Raw genomic sequence first — 21,469 nt, 5'->3', positions numbered from 1 at the left:
CCGAGGACGACCCTGTGAAGCGGGGGCGAGGGGAGGGGGGGCGGAGGCGCGCAGCGCCGCGCCGTCCGGACTGCGACGACCGGCACGTGGCCCAGCCGCGTTACTCGGCGGCGCGAGTCGCCGTCAGCTTCTAGGATCTTCGGCATGGCGACGAGACTCGTGCAGATCAATATGAAGGCCCAGGACGACGCCGCGCTCGGCCGGTTCTGGGCGGAGGCCCTCGGTTGGGGTGTCGACAGCGAGGGGCCCGGGATCACCAACCTCGAACCCGTGGGTTTCGCCTATCCCGACCCCGCGGCCGTCTGCATCGACATCGTCGCCCGCCCGGAACCCAAGACGGTGAAGAACCGGGTGCACCTCGATCTGGCCACCACCTCACTCGCCCATCAGCAGGAGTTGGTCGCGCGCTTGAAGGATCTCGGCGCGACGCTCGCCGACGTGGGTCAGGGCGACGTCCCCTGGACGGTCATGGCCGATCCGGAGGGCAACGAGTTCTGCGTCCTGGAGCCCCGCCCCCTCTACCGGGACACGGGTCCGATCGCGACCGTGGTGGTCGACTGCGCCGACCCCCGAGCCATGGCCGGGTTCTGGGGTGAGGCGATGGACTGGACGGTGCACGAGGTCGCCGAAGACCACGCGACCCTGCGCTCCGGCGCGGGCGTCGGCCCCTATCTGGAGTTCGTCCGGACCCCCGACACCAAGCGCGTGTGGAACCGCGTCCACCTCGACGTCAGCCCTTACCCCGGTGACGACCTGGCCGCGGAAGCAGCCAGGCTGCGCGCCCTGGGCGCCACCGACCCCGATATCGACCAGTCCGAGATTCCCTGGACGATCCTGGTCGACCCGGAGGGCAACGAGTTCTGCCTCCTCACTCCTCGCTGAACCGGGGGACGACCACAACCCGGCTACGACCGCTGGTCGTTGGGCGAGCCCGTCGCGGTGGTGCGGGATTCGAACCGTGACGGCACCTCGTGGGGGTGGGGATTGAGTGAACGGCGGTGAGCACTGCTGGAGTTGCGGCGGCCCGCCCCGGCCCTCGTCCACGCTCCGCGTGAGACTGGGCCGTGAGGACGGAGGCATCCGCTGGAAGGCCCTGGTCCGCGTCCCGCTGTGCGTCCGGTGCGCAGCGGCCTGGCGCCCCGCGCTCCGCGCCCGCATGCGGTTCGTGTGGAGCCTGACCCTCGGGCCCGTCCTGATGCTTTCCTCGCCCGTCGCGGGCGGACTGATGGCTCAGCACTACGACTCGGGCGCGGTGTTCACGATCGCCGCCGGCATCGGCGTCGTGAGCGGAGTGATCGCCGCCGCGGTGGGCATTCCGGCTCACCGCGCCCGGGACAGGCACCCCGCGGGACTGCGCCATCCGCACACCCATCCCGACGTCGTGGCGCTCACCGACCGCGGCTTCGGCATCGTCAACTGAGCCGGTCGGGCCGCAGGCGAAAGGCGGGTCCGGGGAGGCTCATGTCGCCGTACCGCGCGGACTCGGACCGCGTGCGGGCGGTGTTTCCGGCAGGCCGGAGCCGATGGTGGTCATCTCGCGCGTCCGGTCCGGTTGCGTGGCGGCCGGTCACGCCTCGTGCTGGGCGTCGATCTCCGCGACCAGGGCTTCGACACGGGCTCTGATCTCGTCGCGGATGGGGCGGACCGCGTCGACGCCCTTGCCCGCCGGGTCCTCCAGGGCCCAGTCCAGGTACGTCTTGCCGGGGAAGACCGGGCAGGCGTCGCCGCAGCCCATGGTGATGACGTAGTCGGACGCCCGGACGGCCTCGGTGGTGAGGATCTTCGGCTGGGCGGCGGAGATGTCGATGCCCACCTCGGCCATCGCCTCGACGGCCGCGGGGTTCACCTGGTCCCCGGGGAGGGATCCGGCGGAGCGGACCTCGACGCGGTCGCCCGCGAGGTGGTCGAGGAAGCCGGCGGCCATCTGGGAGCGGCCGGCGTTGTGGACGCAGACGAACAGCACGGAGGCGAGCGGGGTGGAGGACATGCGTTCTTCCTTCACGAGGTGAGTCGTACGTGGTGCGAGGGCTGTTCAGGTGCTCGACAGGCCGGCGAGCGTGCCGCGCGGCGCCGACGGCCGGGGGAGTGCCGTCGAGGGGACGTGAAGCGCTCCCGGCTGGTATCAGCGTCGACTGATGTGACAGTATCAGCCCATGCTGACGTCAGTCGACACTGACCTGATCCGCGTCCTCGCCGACCCGCTCAGGCTCCGCATCGTGACCCTCCTCGCCCGCGAGACGCTGTGCACCACCCACCTGGTGGCGGAGACCGGCGCGAAGCAGACCAACCTCTCCAACCACCTGAGAGTGCTGCGCGAGGCCGGTGTCGTCGAGACCGAGCCCTGCGGACGCTTCACCTACTACAGGCTCCGCGCGGACGTCATCGCCCAGCTCGCCGGGCAGTTCGCGGACCTCGCCGAGCAAGCCCGTACCGCCGCCGCCAACAAGAGGGCCTGCCCGTGACCTCCACCGAGCCCACCACCGCATCCGAGGGGAACGGGGGCGACTCGGTCGCCGGGAGGCTCTCCACCCTCGACCGCTACCTCGCCGTGTGGATCCTGCTGGCCATGGCCGCCGGTCTCGGCCTGGGCCGGATCGTCCCGGGGATGAACGACGCGCTCGCGAAGATCGAGATCGGCGGCATCTCCCTGCCGATCGCGCTCGGCCTGCTGGTCATGATGTACCCGGTCCTGGCCAAGGTCCGCTACGACCGGCTCGACCGCGTGACCGGTGACAGGAAGCTCCTGGTCTCCTCGCTGGTCGTCAACTGGATCGTCGGGCCCGCCGTGATGTTCGCGGTGGCCTGGATCTTCCTGCCCGACCTGCCCGAGTACCGCACCGGCCTGATCATCGTCGGCCTGGCCCGCTGCATCGCGATGGTCATCATCTGGAACGATCTCGCCTGCGGCGACCGCGAGGCCGCCGCCGTCCTGGTCGCGCTCAACTCGGTGTTCCAGGTCCTCGCGTTCGGTCTGCTGGGCTGGTTCTACCTCGACCTGCTGCCGCGCCGGCTGAACCTCGGCGACGGCCAGGGCCTGGACGTGTCCGTCTGGCACATCGCCCTGAACGTCGTCGTCTTCCTCGGCATCCCGCTCCTGGCCGGCTTCCTCACCCGCCGCATCGGCGAGCGGAAGCTCGGCCGTACCGTCTACGAGGCGAAGTTCCTGCCGAGGATCGGTCCGTGGGCGTTGTACGGCCTGCTCTTCACGATCGTCGTCCTCTTCGCCCTGCAGGGCAGGACCATCACCTCCCAGCCGCTGGACGTCGCCCGGATCGCACTGCCGCTGCTGGTGTACTTCGCGGTCATGTTCTTCGGGACCTTCCTGCTCGGCAAGAGCCTCGGTCTCGCCTACGACCGCACCGCCACCCTGGCCTTCACCGCGGCGGGCAACAACTTCGAGCTGGCCATCGCCGTCGCCGTCGCCACCTTCGGCGTCACCTCCGGCCAGGCGCTCTCCGGGGTCGTCGGACCGCTCATCGAAGTGCCGGTGCTGATCGGCCTGGTCCACGTCGCGCTCGCCTGGCGGCGGAAGTTCACCGCACCGCACGACGCACGAACGGCCCCGGACGGGTACCGGACCGGTGTCTAGGACAGTGGCGGTCGACCCGTCGGCGTGACGCCGGCACCGTGCCGCGCGTGTGGTGAGTCGGCCGGAGTGCGCCCCCTGCTGTCCGCGGCCCGCCGGTGTGGGTGGCGCATCACGGTCCGGCACAGCGCTGACGGCGGCCGCCCGGCCCGAACCGCCGCCTGGACCGCGGACCTCCTGCGCAGCCGGCCGCTGCCCTGCGACGACGGTCGAGCCGCTGCCCACCGCTCGCGCCGTACCTGATGCGGCTCCGCGCACCCCGGCTTCAGCCGCGACGGTGGCCCGGAGCGTCACCATCGCCCGTGCCGTACCCGAGCGAGCAGCCGCCCTTGCTGATTCCGGCATCGAAGTGCGCCGACGGGCAAGACGGGTAACACACCAAGCACAGGGCGAGGAGAGATGGCGAAGCTCGGCAAGGACAGCGGTGCACACACGGCGGCGGACCTGCCCGGGGCGGGGATCGACGGCGCCTTGTACGAGGACGGCCGGCGCATCCCGGGCCGCGTGGACCTGGGCGCGATCCTGGACCGGATGGACCCGGACGTGGGGCGGTTCGCGTGGATCGACCTGTACGAGCCGAGCGCCGAACAGCTTCAACGCGTCGCGGACGCTTTCGACCTGCACCCCTTGGCCGTCGAGGACGCCGTCCACGCCCACCAGCGGCCCAAGCTGGAGCGCTACGGCGGCACCCTCTTCCTCGTGCTGAAGACCATCGTCTACTGCGACCACGAGGAGATCACCTCCACGAGCGAGATCGTGGACACCGGCGAGATCATGGTCTTCGCCGGGTCCGGCTTCGCCCTCACGGTCCGCCATGGCAGCGCCCCGCCCCTGGACGACGTGCGCAGCCAACTGGAAGCCGATCCCCACCAGCTGAGCCACGGGCCCGCGGCAGTCCTGCACGCCGTCGCCGACATGGTCGTCGACCGCTACCTGGAAGTCGCCGACCACTTCCGCACCGACATCGAGAACCTCGAGAGCGAGGTGTTCTCACCCGACAAGCCCATGGACCCCGCCCGGATCTACCAGCTCAAACGAGAACTCCTGGAGTTCCGCCGGGCCGTCGCCCCCCTGGCCGGCCCCCTGCAGCGCCTCGGCTCCGGCGAACTGGCGGACATCCCCGCCGACATCACCGCCTACCTGCGCGACGTCGCCGACCACCAGCAGCGCGCCGGCGACACCATCAACAGCCTCGACGAACTGATCACCGGCATCCTCAACGCCACCATCGCCCAGCTGAGCGTCCAGCAGAACTCCGACATGCGCAAGATCAGCGCCATGGCCGCCCTCATCGCGGTTCCCACACTGGTCGTCGGCATCTACGGCATGAACTTCGACCACATGCCCGAACTGACCTGGCGCTACGGCTACCCCGCCGTCCTCACCGTCATCGCCGTCGCCTGCACCCTCATCTACCGCACCCTGCGCCGCAACACATGGCTCTGACCGCCCGCCCCCGCCCTCCCGCAGCCCAGGGCCGTCGTCTTTCCGCGCCCCGGCGTACCGGTTGCCCGCCGGCGAGTGGGCAGAGCGCATACTCAGTGATCGTCGCGCCCGCGTGAGGAGCGGTGACGTGCGACGGCCTTCCGATGATCAGTGTCGAGTGAAGAGGACATGGGGGACATGAGCGAGGCGAGTGGGCCGGTGATGCCGGAGACGGTGGACAGTCCGGCGTTGCGGACGCAGCCGACGAGTGCGACGGCGCGGTGGCTGCTGCGTCACCGGGTGCAGCCGGTGGGGCCGGCGGCGGGTGATCACGCCGAGCCGCACGCCTGGTGGAAGGTGATGTGCCTGACCGGCGTCGACTACTTCTCCAGCCTGGCTTACGTGCCGGCGATCGCGGCCCTGGCCGCGGGCGCGGTGTCGCCCCTGGCGACCCTGTTGATCGTGGCCCTGACGCTGCTGGGGATGCTGCCGATGTACCGGCGGGTGGCCAGGCAGAGCCCGCACGGGGCGGGTTCGGTGGCGATGCTGGAGGACCTGCTGCCGTTCTGGTGGGGCAAGCTGTTCGTCCTCGTCCTGCTCGGCTTCGTGGCCACCTCGTGGATCATCACCATCACCCTGTCCACGGCGGACGCCTCCGTGCACGTGGTGGAGAACCCGTTCTTCCCCGCCGCGCTGCACGGCCACGAGGTCGCCCTCACGGTGGTGCTGCTGCTCATTCTCGGCGGGGTGTTCCTGATGGGCTTCAGCGAGGCGGTGAAGGTGGCCATCCCGCTGGTGGCGGTCTTCCTGGCCCTCAACGCGGTCGTCATCGGCGTCGGCGTCGCCCACGTGCTCACCGACCCGCAGGCCTGGTCGGCGTGGACCGGCTCCCTCACCGACCTGGGCGGCTTCGGCGATCTGGCGGGCCCCGCGCTGCTGGCGTTCCCGCTGCTGGTGCTCGGCCTGTCCGGCTTCGAGACCGGGGTGAGCATGATGCCACTGGTGGCGGCCGAGGGCGCCGACGACGAACAGCGGCTCAAGGCCCGGATCCGCAACACGCGAAAGCTGCTCACCGTCGCCGCGCTCATCATGAGCGTCTACCTGCTGGCCGCGAGCTTCGTGACCACCGTGCTCATCCCGCACAGGGAGTTCGAGGCGGGCGGGGCCGCCAACGGCCGGGCGCTGGCCTGGCTGGCGCACGAACACGTCGGTGAGGCGTTCGGCACCGTCTACGACATCAGCACCATCCTCATCCTGTGGTTCGCCGGTGCCTCCGCCATGGCGGGCCTGATCAACATCGTGCCCCGTTACCTGCCCGACTACGGCATGGCCCCCGAATGGGGACGCGCCGTGCGCCCGGTCGTCCTCGTCTACACCGCCCTGTGCGTCCTGATCACCATCGCCTTCGACGCCGACGTGGACAAGCAGGCCGGCGCCTACGCCACCGGCATCCTGGCGATGATGGTCTCCGGCGCCTTCGCCGTCACCGTCTTCGTCGCCCGCAACCGCCGGCGCGTGGCCACGGCCGGCTTCGCCGCGCTCACCGCCGTGCTGCTGTACGCCCTGGTGGCCAACATCGTCGACAAGCCCGACGGCATCGCCATCTCCGGCTTCTTCATCCTCGGCATCGTCACCGTCTCGCTCGTGTCCCGCATCTCGCGCACCACCGAACTGCGCGCCGACCGCATCGTCTTCGACGAGGCCGCCCGCCGGTTCATCACCGACACCCTCGCCCACGACCAGTCCATCAACATCATCGCCAACCGGCGTCAGGCCGGCGACGAGGCCGAGTACCGCGCCAAGGAACGCGAACAACGCGGCACCAACCCCGTACCGGGCCGGGCCGATGTGCTCTTCCTCGAGATCGACGTCGTCGACCCGTCCGACTTCAGCGAGACCCTCACCGTCCGCGGTGTGGAGGTCGACGGGCATCGCATCCTGCGGGCGCAGGCCCCGGCCGCGCCCAACGCCATCGCCGCGGTCCTGCTGGCCCTGCGCGACGCCACCGGGGTACGGCCGCACTGCTACTTCGCCTGGGCCGAAGGCAGCCCTCTGAAGCACATGTTCCGCTACTTCCTGCTCGGCCGCGGCGACACCGCCCCGGTCACCCGCGAGATCATCCGCAGCAACGAGCCCGACCCCGACCGCCGCCCCGGCATCCACGTCGGCGGTTGAGTCCGTGTGACAGCGCAGGCGGGGTGCGGCGAACCGGTCACCGCACCCCGCGCGGCGGCTTCCGTCCCCTGCTACCACCCTGCTACCATCCCGGTGTGACTTCCGCGAAGAAGCAGACGCAGGTCCGGCTGGAAGAGGACGTCCTGGCAGCCGGGAAAGCCGCCGCTGCCGCCCGTCGGCTGGACTTCAACAAGTACGTCGAGCGGCTGATCATCGAGGACACCACCGGCGCCCGCGCTGCCGGCATGGCGGCCGCCCAGAGGCTCATCGACGCGCACGGCGACTTCCTCGACGACCTGGAGCGGCAGTTCGACGTCCCCTACGCCGGTCCGCAGCCGGGCGCCGCCGCGTGATCCTGCACGTCGACGAATCCTGGATCCTCGAAGTGGCGGAGCGGGCGGGCCGCCGCGACCCGGCCGCCGACGACTACGGCGTCCCCATCGCCGCCGTGGCACGCCACCGCGGCGAACTCCTCGACACCCCCGTCTACGACGGCCCCTACGCCCGGGCCGCCGCCCTGGTGCACACGCTGGGCCGCTGTCGCTGGCTGGAGCGCTCCAACCTCACCGTCGCCTGCGCCACCGCCGTGATGTACCTCGAAGCCAGCAACGTCCCTGTCGACCCCACCCGCGAACAGCTCACGGCCCTCGCCCACGAACTCAACGACCCCCGCTGCACGACCGGCCGGATCGCCTCCCTCCTGCGCACCTGGAAGCCCTGACGCGCGGGCACCTCGCCGGCAGCCGCTGTCGCACGGCCGCGTCAGGCGCGCTCTCGGCGCAATCCGCCGGCCTCACCCGTCGTATCCTGCAGGCGTGGAGCTGCGCTTCGACATACGCCGGTCGGACTCGCCCTGGGCCGACAGCGTATGGACCTGCACCAGCGAGCGGGTCACGACGATGACGTCCGTCGCGGGCGTGCGCTGGGGTCTGGTGTTCTGGGAGCAGGACGGCCGGTCCCACGCGGCCGTCACCGGCCCGGAGACCCGGACCAGCACCGCACCCGTCCCGGAAGGTGCCGTGTTCACCGGCATCGAGTTCGCCGTGGGAACCTCGTTGCGGGTCCTGCCCACCCCCGAGCTGGTCGACAGTGGCGTGGAACTGCCCGACACCACGCGGCGGACGTTCCGCCTGGACGGCGCCCGCTGGCCGACCCCGGCGGCCGATGACGCCGAGGCCCTGGTGGAGCGGCTGGTCGGGGCCGGGATCGTGGTGCGTGACCCGCTCGTCGCCGAGATTCTGCGAGGGCACGAGCCGACGGTGTCGGGACGGACCGTCGAGCGCCGTTTCCGGGTGGCCACGGGGCTGACCCGCGGGGCGGTACGGCAGATCGAACGGGCCCGTACGGCGGCGGAACTGCTGGCGGCCGGTGACACGGCCGCCGACGTCGTCGCCAAGCTGGACTACTTCGACGAGCCGCACCTCGCCCGGGCGTTGCGCACCTACGTGGGCCGCACCGCCGGACAGTTGCGCGACGGCACGGGCGGCGCGATCGCGCTCGATCTGGGTCAGCGCTTGACGTCGTAGACCAGCTTCAGAATGCCGTTGGAGTAGCTCTCGGACTCGCGCAGCGACAGCATCTGCTTCTCGCGGTCGGCCCGGTGGAACAGGCTCTTGCCAGCGCCGAGCAGCACGGGGAAGACCAGCAGGTTGTACTGGTCGATGAGGCCGGCCTCGGACAGCCGCCGCGCCAGTTCGGCGCTCCCGTGGATGTAGATGGAGCCGCCGTCGCTCTCCCTCAGCTTGGCGATGTCCTCCGTCGTGCGCAGGATCGTCGACGGTCCCCAGCCGCCGACGAGGGCGTCGTCGGACAGGGTGCTCGACACCACGTACTTGGGCAGCTCCTTGTAGGCGGCGTGGTCCTCGGAGGAGGGCCAGACCGACGCGAAGGCCTCGTAACTGCGACGGCCGAACATCAGCGCCGTCGTGTCGGCGAGTTCCTCGGCCTTCAGCGACCAGGCCTCCGGGACGAACTCCAGGTCGTTCACCACCCAGCCCCCGCTGCGGTGCCCTTCCTCGGGCCCACCGGGCGAGTCCAGAACGCCGTCGAGCGACATGAATCCGGTGTAGACCAACTTGCGCATCTGCGTCTCCTCGTCAGGGCTGGGCTCCTGGGACGAGCCTAGGCGGCGGGAGGGGCGGGCGTCTTGGACGGAAACGACATCGCGTGGTCACGGGACCCACTGGGAGGTGTTCGGTCGAAGCGCAGCTCAGGCACGTGCGAACCGCGCACGGTCAACACTTGCCGTTTGACAACAATAGCCTTGAGGCAACAAAGTGACCGGGGCAGGACGTGCGCGGAAAGGGGCGGCGAGGTGGCCGGAGTCCGCTCCGCGCGCTGGTGGCTGGAACAGGCATCGGGGGAGACCGGCGCCGAGCCGCGCTGTTCAGGCGGTCCGGCTGCCGGTTTCGTCGGCGCCGTCGTGAATCCGGACCGCCGCGACGGCGCAGAACGCCTCCAGGCCGTCCCGCAGCGCGAGCCGGTCGGCCGGGGACATCTGGTCGAGGACATCCTGCAGCGCCCTCTCCCTGCGCACGCGCAGGTCCGCCAGGAGGGCCCGGCCCCGGCCGCTGAGGCGCAGCAGCACCTCACGTCTGTCCGTCGGGCTCACTTCGCGCTCGACCAGCCCGGCGGCCTGGAGCCGGTCGCACAGCCGGCTGGTGGAGGGCGGCGTGGAGGCGAGGAGGGCGGCGAGGGTACGCAGGTTGACGCGCTCGTGGTGTTCGAGGATGAACAGCACGCGCGTCTGCGACGCGGAGGCCGGTGCCGTCGAGGCCCGGCCCCACAGGACCTCCAGCAGCTCCGCGGCCGTGGCCGTCACACGGGCGACCTCGTTCGGCTCTCGGCGGGGGCGGAAGGCGGTCACGGTCACACTCTCGCAGGTACTGGGAAGACTGTCAGCGTACTCGGCGCGCACGACGGTCAGGGATGACTCGGAACACGGACACAGCCCCTCGGGCGGCTCCGCGACGCGGGCGATGCTCGCGGCCCCCCGGCGACAGATTGGTGTATCGACGATCGTGAACAGATATGTGGCCGCTGAGCGCGCCCTGCGCACGGCGGCTCCGCACGACCTGCTGACCGCAGTACGGCGTGTCCTGGCCGAGCAGTACGCGGCGGAGACCGTCGAGCTGTTCATGGCCGACTACGGCCTGACCGTGCTGCAGCCGGTGTCCGTCCTGCCGCACACCATGGCGCCGGTGTCGATCCACAACAGCCCGGCCGGCCGGGCCTTCGCCGCCCAGGAACCCTTCGTGGAAACCGCCTCGGGCACCGCGGCGGCCCGGGTGCACCTGCCCGTCAGCGTGCGGGGCGACCGTCTGGGCGTGCTGTCGGTGACCCTGCCCGGCGATCAGGCCGAGGACTGCCTGGCGGAGCTGGCCGACATCGCCGAAGTGCTGGGACACGAGGTCACCGTCGCCGAGCGGGACACCGACGTCTACCTCCAGGCCCGGCGCAGGGACCGGCTCACACTGGCCGCCGAGATGCAGTGGCAACTGCTTCCGGGCCGCTCCTGCGCGCGCCCTGAGTACGAGCTGGGCGCGCAGCTGGAACCGGCCTACGCCATCTTCGGCGACAACTTCGACTGGTCCGCCACAGCGGACCGGCTCATGCTCTACGTCACCAACGGCATGGGCGAGGGCATCGAGGCCTCCCTGCTGACCAACCTGGCGATCAACGCCCTGCGCAACGCCCGGCGGGCGGGGATCCCCATCGACGACCAGGCCGCCCTGGCCGACCAGGCCGTGTACGCGCACTACCGGGGCCGCTGCTACCTGTCGGTGCTGATGTTCGACTTCGATCTCGCCACCGGACGTGCCCGGGTGGTGGACGCCGGCTCGCCCCAGCTGCTGCGCCTGCGCGACGGCACCGTGGAGCGGATCACCTTCGAAGCCCAGTTGCCGCTGGGGATGTTCGAGGAGACCGACTACGTGGCCCAGGACTTCCACGTCGAGCCGGGGGACCGGCTGGTCTTCGTCAGCGACGGGGTGTACGCCGTCGCCTCACCGCGCGGCGAGGCCTACGGGGACGCCGCGCTGGCCCGGGCCATCCAGTCCACCCGGCTGCTCCCGGCCGCCGAGGTGCCCCGGGCCATCCTGCGCGAACTGACCGGCCACCGCGGTCAACCGGCCCCGGACGACGACGCCTTGGTGATGTGCCTGGACTGGCGCGGCCGGTGAGGGCCATCCCCCGGGATTCCCCCGCGCGGTCGGCCATTGTTTGCGGCCCGCGCCCAGGGCTAATGTTTGTCGTACGGCAATGATTGCCTTGTGGTCGGCCACCCGGCGGGTCACCAGGGTGGCACGAGGAGAAGATGCAGGGTGTCGGAGCACGACGCGGTCTCGGCGGAGGCAGCGCGCAAGGTCGGCGAGTTCCTCCGGCTCAGGCAGGAGCAGATCGCGCAGCGCTGGGCCGACGCGGCCCTGTTCCGCACGGTCTTCACCGTCTCCCGCGACGAGGCGGTGGAGGCGTGCAAGGCCGTCGTCGAGGCCTTGGCCGAAGTGGCCGCCACAGGCCGTCTGGATGACGTCACGGCTCCCGGTTTCCGAAGGGTGCGCGAGCAACTGGGCCGCATGGCGGCCTCCCGGGCCCGCACCGGCTTGAATCCCTCCCAGGTCGCCGGCGAGGTCGCGGAACTGCGCCTGCCCGCCGTATCGCTTCTCCGGGCCGAGTTCGACGAACCGGGCGACGACCAGGCACACCAAGGCACGCTGGCACTGACGCTGCTGATGGGCACGCTGCGCCTGGTGGTGATGGAGACGACGCTCAGCCGGGGACAGCAGCTCATCGAACGGCAGCGTGAGCAGCTGCTGGAGGTGGCCACCCCGGTGATCAAGCTGTGGGACGGCATCGTCGCCGTCCCGCTCATCGGCACGCTGGACAGCGCCCGCAGCCAGGTCGTCATGGAGTCCCTGCTGGACGCGATCGTCGCCGAGCGCGCCCGGTACGCCATCCTCGACATCACCGGCGTGCCCACGGTCGACTCGCTGGTCGCGCAGCACCTGATGAAGACGGTCGCCGCGGCCCGGCTGATGGGCGCCGAGTGCATCGTCTCCGGCATCCGCCCCGCCATCGCGCAGACCATCGTCCACCTCGGCATCGACCTCGGCACCGTCGTGACCCGGTCCTCGCTGGCCGACGCCCTCGCCCACGCGCTGCGCCGGCTGGGCAGCGCGGTCGTCCCCGGCGCGGAGGCCGTGAGCCTGCCGTGACCGGCGCCGTGCAGGGCCGCGTCGCGCAGGGCCACGCCGTGCGCGACCGCGCCGTGCGGGACCACACCGCGCGGGAGCGCCCCGTGCAGGGCCACATCGCCCGCAGTCCTGTGACGGGCGGCGCGATCGGCATCTCCGGCATGGACCTCGTCGACTCCTACCCGGCCCGCGTGCCGAACCCCCGGAGGGCGCACCGTGCAGACCTCTCCTGACACGGGCACGACGAGGCTGCCGATCGGCTCGGACACCGATCTGGCGCGGGCACGGCAACAGGTACGGCAGGCGGCGTCCGACCACGGCTTCACCCTGGTGCAGCAGACCAAACTCGTCACCGCCGCCAGCGAACTGGCCCGCAACACCCTCATCCACGGCGGGGGCGGCCACCTGGAGATCAGCGCGCTGGAGCACGGGCTGCGCCTCACCTTCACCGACTCCGGCCCCGGCATCCGCGACATCGAGGAGGCGATGACCGACGGCTTCACCACCGGCAACGGCCTGGGCCTCGGCCTGAGCGGGGCCAAGCGCCTGGTGCAGGACTTCAGCATCGACAGCCGCCCCGGTCGGGGCACCACCATCACCATCACCGCACGGGCCACCTCCCTGCCCCGCTCCCGGGCGGAGCAGGGATGAGCAGGGCCGGGGACATGCCCGTGGACGACGACACCACCACCGAGCCAGACGTCCCCGTCGCGGCCGAAGCCGCCACCGTGGCTCACCTCGGCCGACACCGCATCGGGCGCCCGTGAACGCCGCCGGTCCCTGGACGATCACCTCGGCCACCGACGCGGCCCGCGCCCGCGCGGCAGCCGCCCGTCTCACCACCGCAGCAGGTGTGGCCCTCATCGAGCGCGCCCGCTTCCTGACGGCCATGACGGAGAAACTGCGGCAGTGCCTCGAGAGCGGCCACACCTGGGACCTGAGCTTGCGCACGGACATCCCGGCCGACGGGCACGGCCGGATCGACGTCACCGTGCGCCCGGCCGACCCCGCAGCGCACGACCGTCCCGTCTGGCGGCTCTCGGTCGCCTGCCCCGGCCCCGTCCCGCGGGACATCACGGCGCCGGCGAACGTCACGGACATCGCCGAGGCGCTGCTCGCCGCGGACGCGGACACCGCCGAACTCCTCGGCCGGCTGGACGCGCGGGACGAGCAGGTGCGCTCCTACCGTGACGAGCTCCACCACACCAACCAGGGCGTCCTGGCTCTCCACGCCGAGCTCGACAGCGCCGACCGCAGCCAGCACGAGCTGCTCAAGGACGAGCAGGCGGCACGGGCACAGGCGGAGAACGCCCGGCACCTGCTGACCTTCCTCACCGACGCCAGCGACGCCCTGACCGCCTCCCTCCACGCCGAGGACATCCTGCGCCGCCTGCCCGGACTCCTCGTCCCGCGCTACGCCCGCCACGTCGACCTCTGGCTGTTCGACGAGCCCGCCACGCTCCACACCCACCGGCCGGCCGCCGCCGTGACCGCCGCCCGCACCGGCCGGCCCCAGCACGCCGCGGCACACGCCGGCGACCTGCCCGGCGTCGACGACCTCCCGGCCCCGGAACCGGTGCCCGAGCACCCCTTGCTGTCGGTTCCCCTCCTCGGCCGCGAACCCCTGGGCGTGCTGACGCTCACCGCCGCCGGGACCCGCCTCGAAGCCGATGAGACGATCATGCTGATCGAGCTGGCCCGCCGCACCGGCATCGCCCTGGACAACGCGCGCCGCTACGCGCAGCACCGCGACACAGCCGAAACCCTCCAGCGCGCCCAGCTCACCGAACTGCCCACCACCCGCGACGTGCGCCTGGCGGCCCGCTACCTGCCCGCCACACACGGCCTCAACATCGGCGGCGACTGGTACGACGCCTTCGTCCAGCCCGACGGCAGCCTGCTGGTCGCCGTCGGAGACGTCACCGGCCACGGTCTGCACGCCGCCGTCACGATGGGGCAACTGCGCACCGCGCTGCGCGCCTACGCCCTCGAGAGCGACACCCCGGCCGGCATCCTCACCCGCCTGCACCGGCTGGTCCGCAGCCAGCAGCACGAGCTGTACGCGACCGCCGTGATCGCCTGCTTCCGCCCCGGCGATCCCACCGTCCTGTGGGCGGCGGCCGGGCACCCTCCCGCCCTGGTGCGCGAGCCCGAGGGCACCATCCGGGTCCTGGACGACAAGCCCGGGATCATGCTGGGCGTCCCCCTGCCCCACCGGTACCGGGACCACAGCCTCACGCTTCCCCCCGGCTCGACGCTCGCCCTGTACACCGACGGGCTGGTCGAACGCCGCTCCGAGGGCATCGACCCCGGCATCCACCGGCTCGGCCGGGCACTGGCGGCGCTCGGCACCGCCGAACTGGACCACGACCTGGACGCAGCCGCCGAATCCCTGCTCAAACCGCTGCTCGACGAGTCCGAGCGCGACGACGACGTCTGCCTGCTGCTGTGCGGCCGAACCCGGCACCCGTGAACCGCGATAGCGTGGAAATCACCAGCGGAGAGGCACACATCATGAACACCCCTGAACCGGTCGCGTCCGCGGAAAGCCTGCTGCGCGCCGCTCCGCCCCACCTCCTGGTCGCCACGGCCGGCCGCCTGCTGGCCGACCGAGCGGGGGCGCAGGGGGTGACGCTGCTCCTGGCCGACTACGGACTGACGGTCCTGCAGCCGGTCACCCACCTGCCCAACACCGGCGAGCCGGTGCCCGCCCAGGACGGTCCCGCCGGCCGGGCCTTCGTCAGTCAGCTGCCGGTGGTCGAGGTCACCCATGACCCGGCCGGTGAGGTGGTGCACCTGCCCCTCACGGTGCGGGGCGACCGGCTGGGCGTGCTCAGCGTCCGTATGCCCGTCGGCACCGTGGACCCGACGGCGGTGCTGCGGCTCGGCGACTTCGCCACCGCGCTCGCCCACGAGGTCACCACCGCCGGCCGGGACACCGACCTCTACCTGCAGGCCCGCCGCACCCGGCGGCTGACCCTCGCCGCCGAGATGCAGTGGCAACTCCTCCCGGGCCGCGGATGCGCCCGCGAGGAGTACGTCGTCGGAGCCCATCTCGAACCCGCGTACGCCATCGGCGGGGACAACTTCGACTGGTCCACGGGCGCCGATCACCTGACGCTCACCGTCACCGACGGCATGGGACAGGGCATCGACGCGTCGCTGCTGACCAGCCTCGCCGTCGGCGCGATGCGCAACGCCCGCCGCGCCGGCATAGGCCTGGCCGATCAGGCGTGCCTGGCGGACCAGGCCGTCTACGCCCAGTACGGCGGCAAGGTCTACGCCTCCACACTGCTGCTGCACTTCTCCCTGGACACGGGCACCGTCCATGCCGTCGACGCCGGATCCCCGCAGCTGTACCGTCAGCGCGGCGCCGACATCGAGCAGGTCGAACTGGAAGCCCAGCTCCCGCTCGGCATGTTCGAAGAGACCCTCTACGAGGAGCAGACGTTCCAGGTCGAGCCGGGCGACCGTCTCATCGTGGTCAGCACCGGTGTGCACGGCGCACGCTCCGCGGACGGGGGCCTCTTCGGTGAACGCGCGCTGCGGCAGACCCTCAGCGCCACCCGATCGGCACCGCCGCACGAAGCCGCGCGTTCCGTGGTCTCCGGGATGATCACGCACTTCGGCAGCAAGGACCTCGCGGCCGACGCCGCGGTCGTCTGCCTCGACTGGAACGGCCGCGACCCCGGGGCCGCGGGGCGGGCCCGCACCGACCGCTGACCCGCCGAGCGTGCTGATCGGCCCGGGCCGGGGGAGCGGCAGGTGCCCCGGCTCAGGCGGGAGGCGGTTCCGGACCGGATCCGTTGCGCTGGGCCAGGTCGTAGCCGGCGAGGAAGGACCGCATGCCTCGCCTGAGCAGCATGCGGTCCTCGGGCTCCATGGCGGCCAGCGCCGCCGCCAGTGCCTGGGAACGCCGCGCCGCCACATCGGCCAGGACACGGCGGCCCTGCGCGGTGAGCGCCAGCCGTACCTCGCGCCGGTTGTGGGGGTGCGGGGTCCGTTCCAGCAGTCCTGCGGCCTCCAGCCGGTCGCACAGGCGGCTGGCGGTGGGAAGCCCTATGTCCAGACGCTCGGCCAGAGCGGTGAGATTCACATCCGGCGCTGTCTGCAGCACCCGCAGCGCCCGCAACTGGTGCAACGACAGCCGCACCGTCGCGCCCTGAGCGGCCAGCGACCACAGATTCGTCAGGCTCTCGATCGCATCGGCGATCTCCCGTGCGACGGCCTCGGGGTCGTCACAAGGTCCCGAGTCATCGTCGCCGGGGCCAGCGGGATGGGTCACAAGCCTGTCTCTTTCGGTAACTGCCGCGCAGCGGAGATCCCGCTCATCTAATCGCTGTACCCGGAGAGTCGCACAGCAAGCAGCCGGACCTCGGGGAGAGCGGCCCGGGCCGGCCCGGCCCTTCGCCCGCCGGGCTCGGCCTTCGGGGCGTCGCCCGCGTGGCGGTGTCCCACGCCGCATCACCCCCTCGCAATCGACCTTAATGCAAGCCAAAAGAAAAGACGTTCCGGAACCTTGACCACGTGTCACCTGACGGGCATGGTCGGGAGAGCGCTCTCCCACTCACCCTGTTCCCAAGGAGCCTCCCCATGCCCGCTGTCGGCATACCCCCGGCTGCGCCCATACCCCACAGACCCGGTCGTCGCGGCATCGTCGGCGTGCTGGTCACCGCCCTCGCCGCCGCCCTGCTCGCCGTCGTCCCCGCCGGGCAGGCCCAGGCCGCCCCCGTACTGCTGTCCCAGGGCAAGCCGGTCACCGCCTCCAGCCAGGAGCACTACGGCACCCCGGCGACCGCCGCCGTCGACGGCGACAACGGCACCCGCTGGTCCAGCGCGGCGTCCGACCCCCAGTGGATCCGCGTCGACCTCGGCGCCTCCGCCTCGCTCAGCCAGGTCGAGCTGCGCTGGGAGACCGCCTACGCCAAGTCCTACCGGATCGAGACCTCCCAGAACGGCACCGACTGGTCGACGGCGTACTCCACCACCACCGGCGCCGGCGGCACCGAAACCGTGAACGTCTCCGGCACCGCCCGCTACGTCCGCATGCTCGGCACCGTCCGCGCCACCGGATACGGCTACTCCCTCTGGGAGTTCAAGGTGTTCGGCACGGCCGGCGACGACCCCGGCCCGCAGCTGCCGGGCGGCGGCGACCTCGGCCCGAACGTGCACGTCTTCGACCCGTCCACGCCCGGCATCCAGGCCAAGCTCGACCAGGTCTTCAAGGAGCAGGAGTCGGCGCAGTTCGGCTCCGGCCGGCACGCCTTCCTCTTCAAGCCGGGCACCTACAACAACCTCAACGCCCAGATCGGCTTCTACACCCAGATCGCCGGCCTCGGCCTGAGCCCCGACGACACCACCATCAACGGTGACATCACCGTCGACGCCGGCTGGTTCAACGGCAACGCCACCCAGAACTTCTGGCGCGGCGCGGAGAACCTCGCCGTGAAACCCGTCAACGGCACCAACCGGTGGGCGGTCTCGCAAGCCGCCTCGTTCCGGAGGATGCACGTCAAGGGCGGCCTCAACCTCGCGCCCAACGGCTACGGCTGGGCCAGCGGCGGCTACATCGCCGACAGCAGGATCGACGGGCAGATCGGCAACTACTCGCAGCAGCAGTGGTACACCCGCGACAGTTCCATCGGCGGCTGGTCCAACAGCGTCTGGAACCAGGTCTTCTCCGGAGTGGAGGGCGCCCCCGCCACCAGCTTCCCCGAGCCGCGCTACACCACGCTCGACACGACACCGATCTCCCGCGAGAAGCCCTTCCTGTACCTGGATGGCAGTGAGTACAAGGTCTTCGCCCCGGCCAAGCGGACCAACGCCCGAGGCACCACCTGGGGCAACGGCACCCCGCAGGGCGAGTCGATCCCGCTGAGCAGGTTCTACGTCGTCAAGCCCGGCGCCACGGCCGCCACCATCAACGCCGCGCTGGACCAGGGCCTGCACCTGCTGTTCACACCGGGCGTCTACCACGTCGACCGGACGATCAACGTCAACCGGGCCGACACCATCGTGCTGGGACTCGGCCTCGCCACCATCATCCCGGACAACGGTGTGACCGCCATGCGCGTCGCCGACGTCGACGGTGTGCGGCTCGCCGGCTTCCTCATCGACGCCGGACCCGTCAACTCGCCGACCCTGCTGGAGATCGGCCCGCAGGGCGCGTCCGCCGACCACGCGGCCGACCCCACCACCGTGCAGGACGTGTACATCCGCATCGGCGGCGCGGGCGCGGGCAAGGCCACCACCAGCATGGTGGTCAACAGCCACGACACGATCATCGACCACACCTGGGTGTGGCGGGCCGACCACGGCGAGGGCGTCGGCTGGGAGACCAACCGGGCCGACTACGGCGTCCGCGTCAACGGCGACGACGTCCTGGCGACCGGCCTGTTCGTCGAGCACTTCAACAAGTACGACGTCGAGTGGTACGGCGAGCGCGGCCGGACGATCTTCTACCAGAACGAGAAGGCCTACGACGCGCCGAACCAGGCCGCCATCCAGAACGGCACGACGAAGGGGTACGCCGCCTACCGGGTCGACGACTCGGTCGACACCCACGAGGCGTGGGGCCTGGGCAGCTACTGCAACTACAACGTCGACCCGAACATCCGCCAGGACCACGGCTTCAAGACGCCCGTCAAACCGGGGGTGAAGTTCCACAGTCTCCTGGTGGTCTCCCTGGGCGGCATGGGCCACTACAACCACGTCATCAACGACACCGGCGCCTCCACCGTCCCGGCCGGCACCTCGACCGTGCCGTCCACCGTCGTGTCCTTCCCCTGATCGGCCGCCCACCGGCCACAACTCCCCTCCGGGCCGGATGACATCCCCGCGACCCGGCCCGGAGGGGCCCCTCACGCGGTGCTCCCGACCCCGCGTCGCCGTCGGCACTCCCCACACCGCCAGGAGCAGAAGTGTCCCCCATGCCTTCGTACCGCAGACCCGCAGCCCGACGCGCCGTCCCCCTGCTCGCCCTCGGCGCCCTCGTCGCGGCCCCCCTGGCCCTCGCCGCCCCGCCCGCCGCAGCGGCTCCCACCCTGCTCTCCCAGGGCAGGCCCGCCACCGCCTCCTCCCAGGAGGGCGACGCCTACGCCCCCTCGGCGGCCGTCGACGGCGACCTCACCGGCACCCGCTGGGCCAGCCAGTGGAACGATCCGCAGTGGTTCCAGGTCGACCTCGGACAGCGGTCGGACCTGAGCCGCACCGTCCTGACCTGGGAGGGCGCCTACGGCAGGAGCTATCGGATCCAGGCGTCCGACAACGGCACGGACTGGCGCACCCTGGCGACCGTGACCGGCGGCGACGGAGGCACCGACGAGGTCGCCGTCTCCGGTTCCGGCCGCTACGTGCGCATGCTGGGCACCGAGCGCTCCGGCGGATACGGCTACTCCCTGTGGGAGTTCCAGGTGTACGGGACCACCGACGGCACACCGCCCGCCGGGGGAGGGGCGGTCGAAGTGGCTGGTTCCCAGGGGAACTGGCACCTGACCGTCGGCGGCCAGCCGTACACCGTCAAAGGCCTCACCTGGGGTCCCGCCATCGCGGACGCCCCGACGTACATGCCCGACGTGAAGTCCATGGGCGTCAACACGATCCGCACCTGGGGCACCGACGGCGGGACCAAGCCCCTGCTCGACTCCGCCGCCGCGCACGGCATCCGCGTCGTCAACGGCTTCTGGCTGCAACCCGGCGGCGGCCCCGGCTCCGGCGGCTGCGTCGACTACGTCACCGACACCGCGTACAAGAACACCATGCTCACCGAGTTCGCCAAGTGGGTGGAGGCGTACAAGGGCCACCCGGCAACGCTCATGTGGAACGTCGGCAACGAGTCGGTCCTCGGCCTGCAGAACTGCTACAACGGCGCCGCCTTGGAGGCGCAGCGCAACGCCTACACCACCTTCGTCAACGACGTCGCCAAGAAGATCCACAGCATCGACCCCGACCACCCGGTCACCTCCACCGACGCCTGGACCGGAGCCTGGCCGTACTACCAGCGCAACGCGCCCGACCTCGACCTGTACTCGATGAACTCCTACGGCGACATCTGCGGCGTCCGACAGGACTGGGAGCAGGGCGGCTACACCAAGCCGTACCTCATCACCGAGGGCGGACCGGCCGGGGAGTGGGAGGTGCCCGACGACGCCAACGGCGTCCCCGACGAGCCCACCGACGTGCAGAAGGCCGAGGGCTACACCAAGGCCTGGAACTGCGTCACCGGCCACCGGGGCGTCGCCCTCGGAGCCACGCTCTTCCACTACGGCATCGAGCACGACTTCGGCGGCATCTGGTTCAACCTCGTGCCCGACGGGCTGAAGCGGCTCTCCTACTACGCGGTCAAGCGGGCCTACACCGGTAGCTCCGGCGGCGACAACACCCCGCCGGTCATCAGCGACTTGACCGTGAGCCCCGCCTCCTTCGCCCCGGCGGGAGGCGAGTTCACCCTCCGCGCGGGCGTCCGCGACCCCGACGGCGACCCGATCACGTACAAGGTCTTCCTCAGCGGCACCTACGCGAGCGGTGACAAGCGTCTGGTGGAGGCGAAGTGGCGCGCCACCGGCAACGGGACCTTCGCCGTGACCGCTCCCGAGAAGCTCGGCGTGTGGAAGGTGTACCTCCAGGCCGAGGACGGCCGCGGCAACGCCGGCATCGAGACGAAGTCGGTCAAGGTCGTCGCCCCACCGGTCACCGGCACGAACGTGGCGCTGAACAAGCCCACCACCGCCTCCTCCTTCCAGCCCTCCTACGGCGACTGCCCGTGCGAACCCGCCAAGGCGACGGACGGCAGGACCGACACACGGTGGGCCAGCGACTGGAGCGACCCGCAGTGGATCCAGGTCGACCTCGGCGCCCCCACCGCCATCCGCAAGCTCCAACTGGTGTGGGACCCCGCCTACGCCAGGGCCTACGAGGTCCAGGTCTCGGACAACGGCACCGCCTGGCGCACGCTCCACACCACGACCAGCGGAAACGGCGACATCGACACCATCGACGCGGCGACGACCGCCCGGCACGTACGCCTGCAGCTGACGGCGCGTGGCACCGGCTGGGGCTACTCGCTGCACGAGTTCGGCATCTACGGCTGACC

21 protein-coding genes are annotated in these 21,469 nt (G+C 71.3%); 17 read left to right on the top strand and 4 right to left on the bottom strand.

Annotation, left to right across the window (positions count from 1 at the left end):
- Positions 1–144: 144 nt before the first annotated feature.
- Positions 145–882 (top strand): VOC family protein, encoded by a 738-nt coding sequence (locus ACIGAN_RS04375; protein WP_365744855.1) that lies wholly within the window; start codon positions 145–147, stop codon positions 880–882.
- Between the two features lie 169 nt (positions 883–1,051).
- Positions 1,052–1,420: a hypothetical protein gene (locus ACIGAN_RS04370; RefSeq protein ID WP_399854773.1), complete on the top strand. Its 369-nt coding sequence runs from the start codon at positions 1,052–1,054 to the stop codon at positions 1,418–1,420.
- 147 nt (positions 1,421–1,567) lie between these two features.
- Here the strand turns inward: ACIGAN_RS04370 and ACIGAN_RS04365 are convergent, their stop codons facing one another.
- Positions 1,568–1,987: an arsenate reductase ArsC gene (locus ACIGAN_RS04365; protein WP_399854771.1), complete on the bottom strand. Its 420-nt coding sequence runs from the start codon at positions 1,985–1,987 to the stop codon at positions 1,568–1,570.
- 166 nt (positions 1,988–2,153) lie between these two features.
- Here ACIGAN_RS04365 and ACIGAN_RS04360 point away from each other — a divergent pair, with 166 nt between their 5' ends.
- The 7 genes from ACIGAN_RS04360 to ACIGAN_RS04330 all read left to right on the top strand — a co-directional run bounded on the left by ACIGAN_RS04360 (position 2,154) and on the right by ACIGAN_RS04330 (position 8,712).
- Positions 2,154–2,462, top strand: a complete 309-nt coding sequence (locus tag ACIGAN_RS04360) for an ArsR/SmtB family transcription factor (RefSeq protein WP_399854770.1) — start codon at positions 2,154–2,156, stop codon at positions 2,460–2,462.
- A complete protein-coding gene (gene arsB / locus ACIGAN_RS04355) occupies positions 2,459–3,589 on the top strand; it encodes an ACR3 family arsenite efflux transporter (protein ID WP_399854769.1) in 1,131 nt (376 codons plus the stop codon). The genes ACIGAN_RS04360 and arsB overlap by 4 nt, the downstream gene beginning before the upstream one ends.
- 396 nt (positions 3,590–3,985) lie before the next feature.
- The gene (locus ACIGAN_RS04350; protein ID WP_399854768.1) at positions 3,986–5,032 is read left to right on the top strand and encodes a magnesium and cobalt transport protein CorA; all 1,047 of its coding nucleotides are present in this window, start codon (positions 3,986–3,988) and stop codon (positions 5,030–5,032) included.
- A 201-nt stretch (positions 5,033–5,233) separates the two neighbouring features.
- Entirely contained in the window at positions 5,234–7,186 is a 1,953-nt protein-coding gene (locus tag ACIGAN_RS04345) for an amino acid transporter (RefSeq protein WP_399855329.1), read from the top strand.
- Positions 7,187–7,281: 95 nt separating this feature from the next.
- Positions 7,282–7,539, top strand: a complete 258-nt coding sequence (locus ACIGAN_RS04340) for a hypothetical protein (RefSeq protein ID WP_365092272.1) — start codon at positions 7,282–7,284, stop codon at positions 7,537–7,539.
- Positions 7,536–7,907: a fic family toxin-antitoxin system, toxin component gene (locus tag ACIGAN_RS04335; RefSeq protein WP_399854766.1), complete on the top strand. Its 372-nt coding sequence runs from the start codon at positions 7,536–7,538 to the stop codon at positions 7,905–7,907. Before ACIGAN_RS04340 ends, ACIGAN_RS04335 begins: the two co-directional genes overlap by 4 nt.
- A gap of 94 nt (positions 7,908–8,001) precedes the next feature.
- The gene (locus ACIGAN_RS04330; RefSeq protein ID WP_399854765.1) at positions 8,002–8,712 is read left to right on the top strand and encodes a helix-turn-helix domain-containing protein; all 711 of its coding nucleotides are present in this window, start codon (positions 8,002–8,004) and stop codon (positions 8,710–8,712) included.
- Here the strand turns inward: ACIGAN_RS04330 and ACIGAN_RS04325 are convergent.
- A complete protein-coding gene (locus ACIGAN_RS04325) occupies positions 8,694–9,269 on the bottom strand; it encodes a dihydrofolate reductase family protein (RefSeq protein ID WP_399854763.1) in 576 nt (191 codons plus the stop codon). The genes ACIGAN_RS04330 and ACIGAN_RS04325 overlap by 19 nt on opposite strands.
- Before the next feature lie 303 nt (positions 9,270–9,572).
- Positions 9,573–10,058, bottom strand: coding sequence for a MarR family transcriptional regulator (locus ACIGAN_RS04320; protein ID WP_365744833.1), 486 nt, complete (start codon positions 10,056–10,058; stop codon positions 9,573–9,575).
- A gap of 148 nt (positions 10,059–10,206) precedes the next feature.
- On the opposite strand from ACIGAN_RS04320, the gene ACIGAN_RS04315 reads away from it, so the two are divergent.
- The 6 genes from ACIGAN_RS04315 (at position 10,207) to ACIGAN_RS04290 (ending at position 16,101) form a co-directional block, all read left to right on the top strand.
- The gene (locus ACIGAN_RS04315) at positions 10,207–11,367 is read left to right on the top strand and encodes a PP2C family protein-serine/threonine phosphatase (RefSeq protein WP_365092257.1); all 1,161 of its coding nucleotides are present in this window, start codon (positions 10,207–10,209) and stop codon (positions 11,365–11,367) included.
- Between the two features lie 141 nt (positions 11,368–11,508).
- On the top strand, positions 11,509–12,399 hold the full coding sequence (locus tag ACIGAN_RS04310; RefSeq protein ID WP_365744831.1) for an STAS domain-containing protein: 891 nt from the start codon (positions 11,509–11,511) through the stop codon (positions 12,397–12,399).
- The gene (locus ACIGAN_RS04305) at positions 12,396–12,611 is read left to right on the top strand and encodes a hypothetical protein (RefSeq protein ID WP_399854761.1); all 216 of its coding nucleotides are present in this window, start codon (positions 12,396–12,398) and stop codon (positions 12,609–12,611) included. Before ACIGAN_RS04310 ends, ACIGAN_RS04305 begins: the two co-directional genes overlap by 4 nt.
- Positions 12,595–13,029, top strand: coding sequence for an ATP-binding protein (locus ACIGAN_RS04300; RefSeq protein WP_399854760.1), 435 nt, complete (start codon positions 12,595–12,597; stop codon positions 13,027–13,029). The genes ACIGAN_RS04305 and ACIGAN_RS04300 overlap by 17 nt, the downstream gene beginning before the upstream one ends.
- Positions 13,030–13,141: 112 nt before the next feature.
- Positions 13,142–14,851, top strand: a complete 1,710-nt coding sequence (locus tag ACIGAN_RS04295; protein WP_365744825.1) for a PP2C family protein-serine/threonine phosphatase — start codon at positions 13,142–13,144, stop codon at positions 14,849–14,851.
- Positions 14,852–14,892: 41 nt separating this feature from the next.
- Entirely contained in the window at positions 14,893–16,101 is a 1,209-nt protein-coding gene (locus tag ACIGAN_RS04290) for a PP2C family protein-serine/threonine phosphatase (RefSeq protein WP_399854759.1), read from the top strand.
- A 52-nt stretch (positions 16,102–16,153) separates the two neighbouring features.
- Here ACIGAN_RS04290 and ACIGAN_RS04285 read toward each other — a convergent pair whose 3' ends face one another.
- On the bottom strand, positions 16,154–16,663 hold the full coding sequence (locus tag ACIGAN_RS04285) for a MarR family winged helix-turn-helix transcriptional regulator (protein WP_399854757.1): 510 nt from the start codon (positions 16,661–16,663) through the stop codon (positions 16,154–16,156).
- 308 nt (positions 16,664–16,971) lie between these two features.
- Between ACIGAN_RS04285 and ACIGAN_RS04280 the strand changes: the two genes are divergently transcribed.
- The gene (locus tag ACIGAN_RS04280) at positions 16,972–19,167 is read left to right on the top strand and encodes a discoidin domain-containing protein (RefSeq protein WP_365092236.1); all 2,196 of its coding nucleotides are present in this window, start codon (positions 16,972–16,974) and stop codon (positions 19,165–19,167) included.
- 140 nt (positions 19,168–19,307) lie between these two features.
- Positions 19,308–21,467 (top strand): discoidin domain-containing protein, encoded by a 2,160-nt coding sequence (locus ACIGAN_RS04275; RefSeq protein ID WP_399855327.1) that lies wholly within the window; start codon positions 19,308–19,310, stop codon positions 21,465–21,467.
- The last annotated feature ends 2 nt before the right edge of the window (positions 21,468–21,469 follow it).

It is taken from the genome of Streptomyces sp. NPDC085931 (assembly GCF_044540565.1).
Taxonomy (GTDB): domain Bacteria; phylum Actinomycetota; class Actinomycetes; order Streptomycetales; family Streptomycetaceae; genus Streptomyces.
Note: the sequence above shows the minus strand (reverse complement) of the source record. Positions and strands in the feature narration are given on the sequence as shown.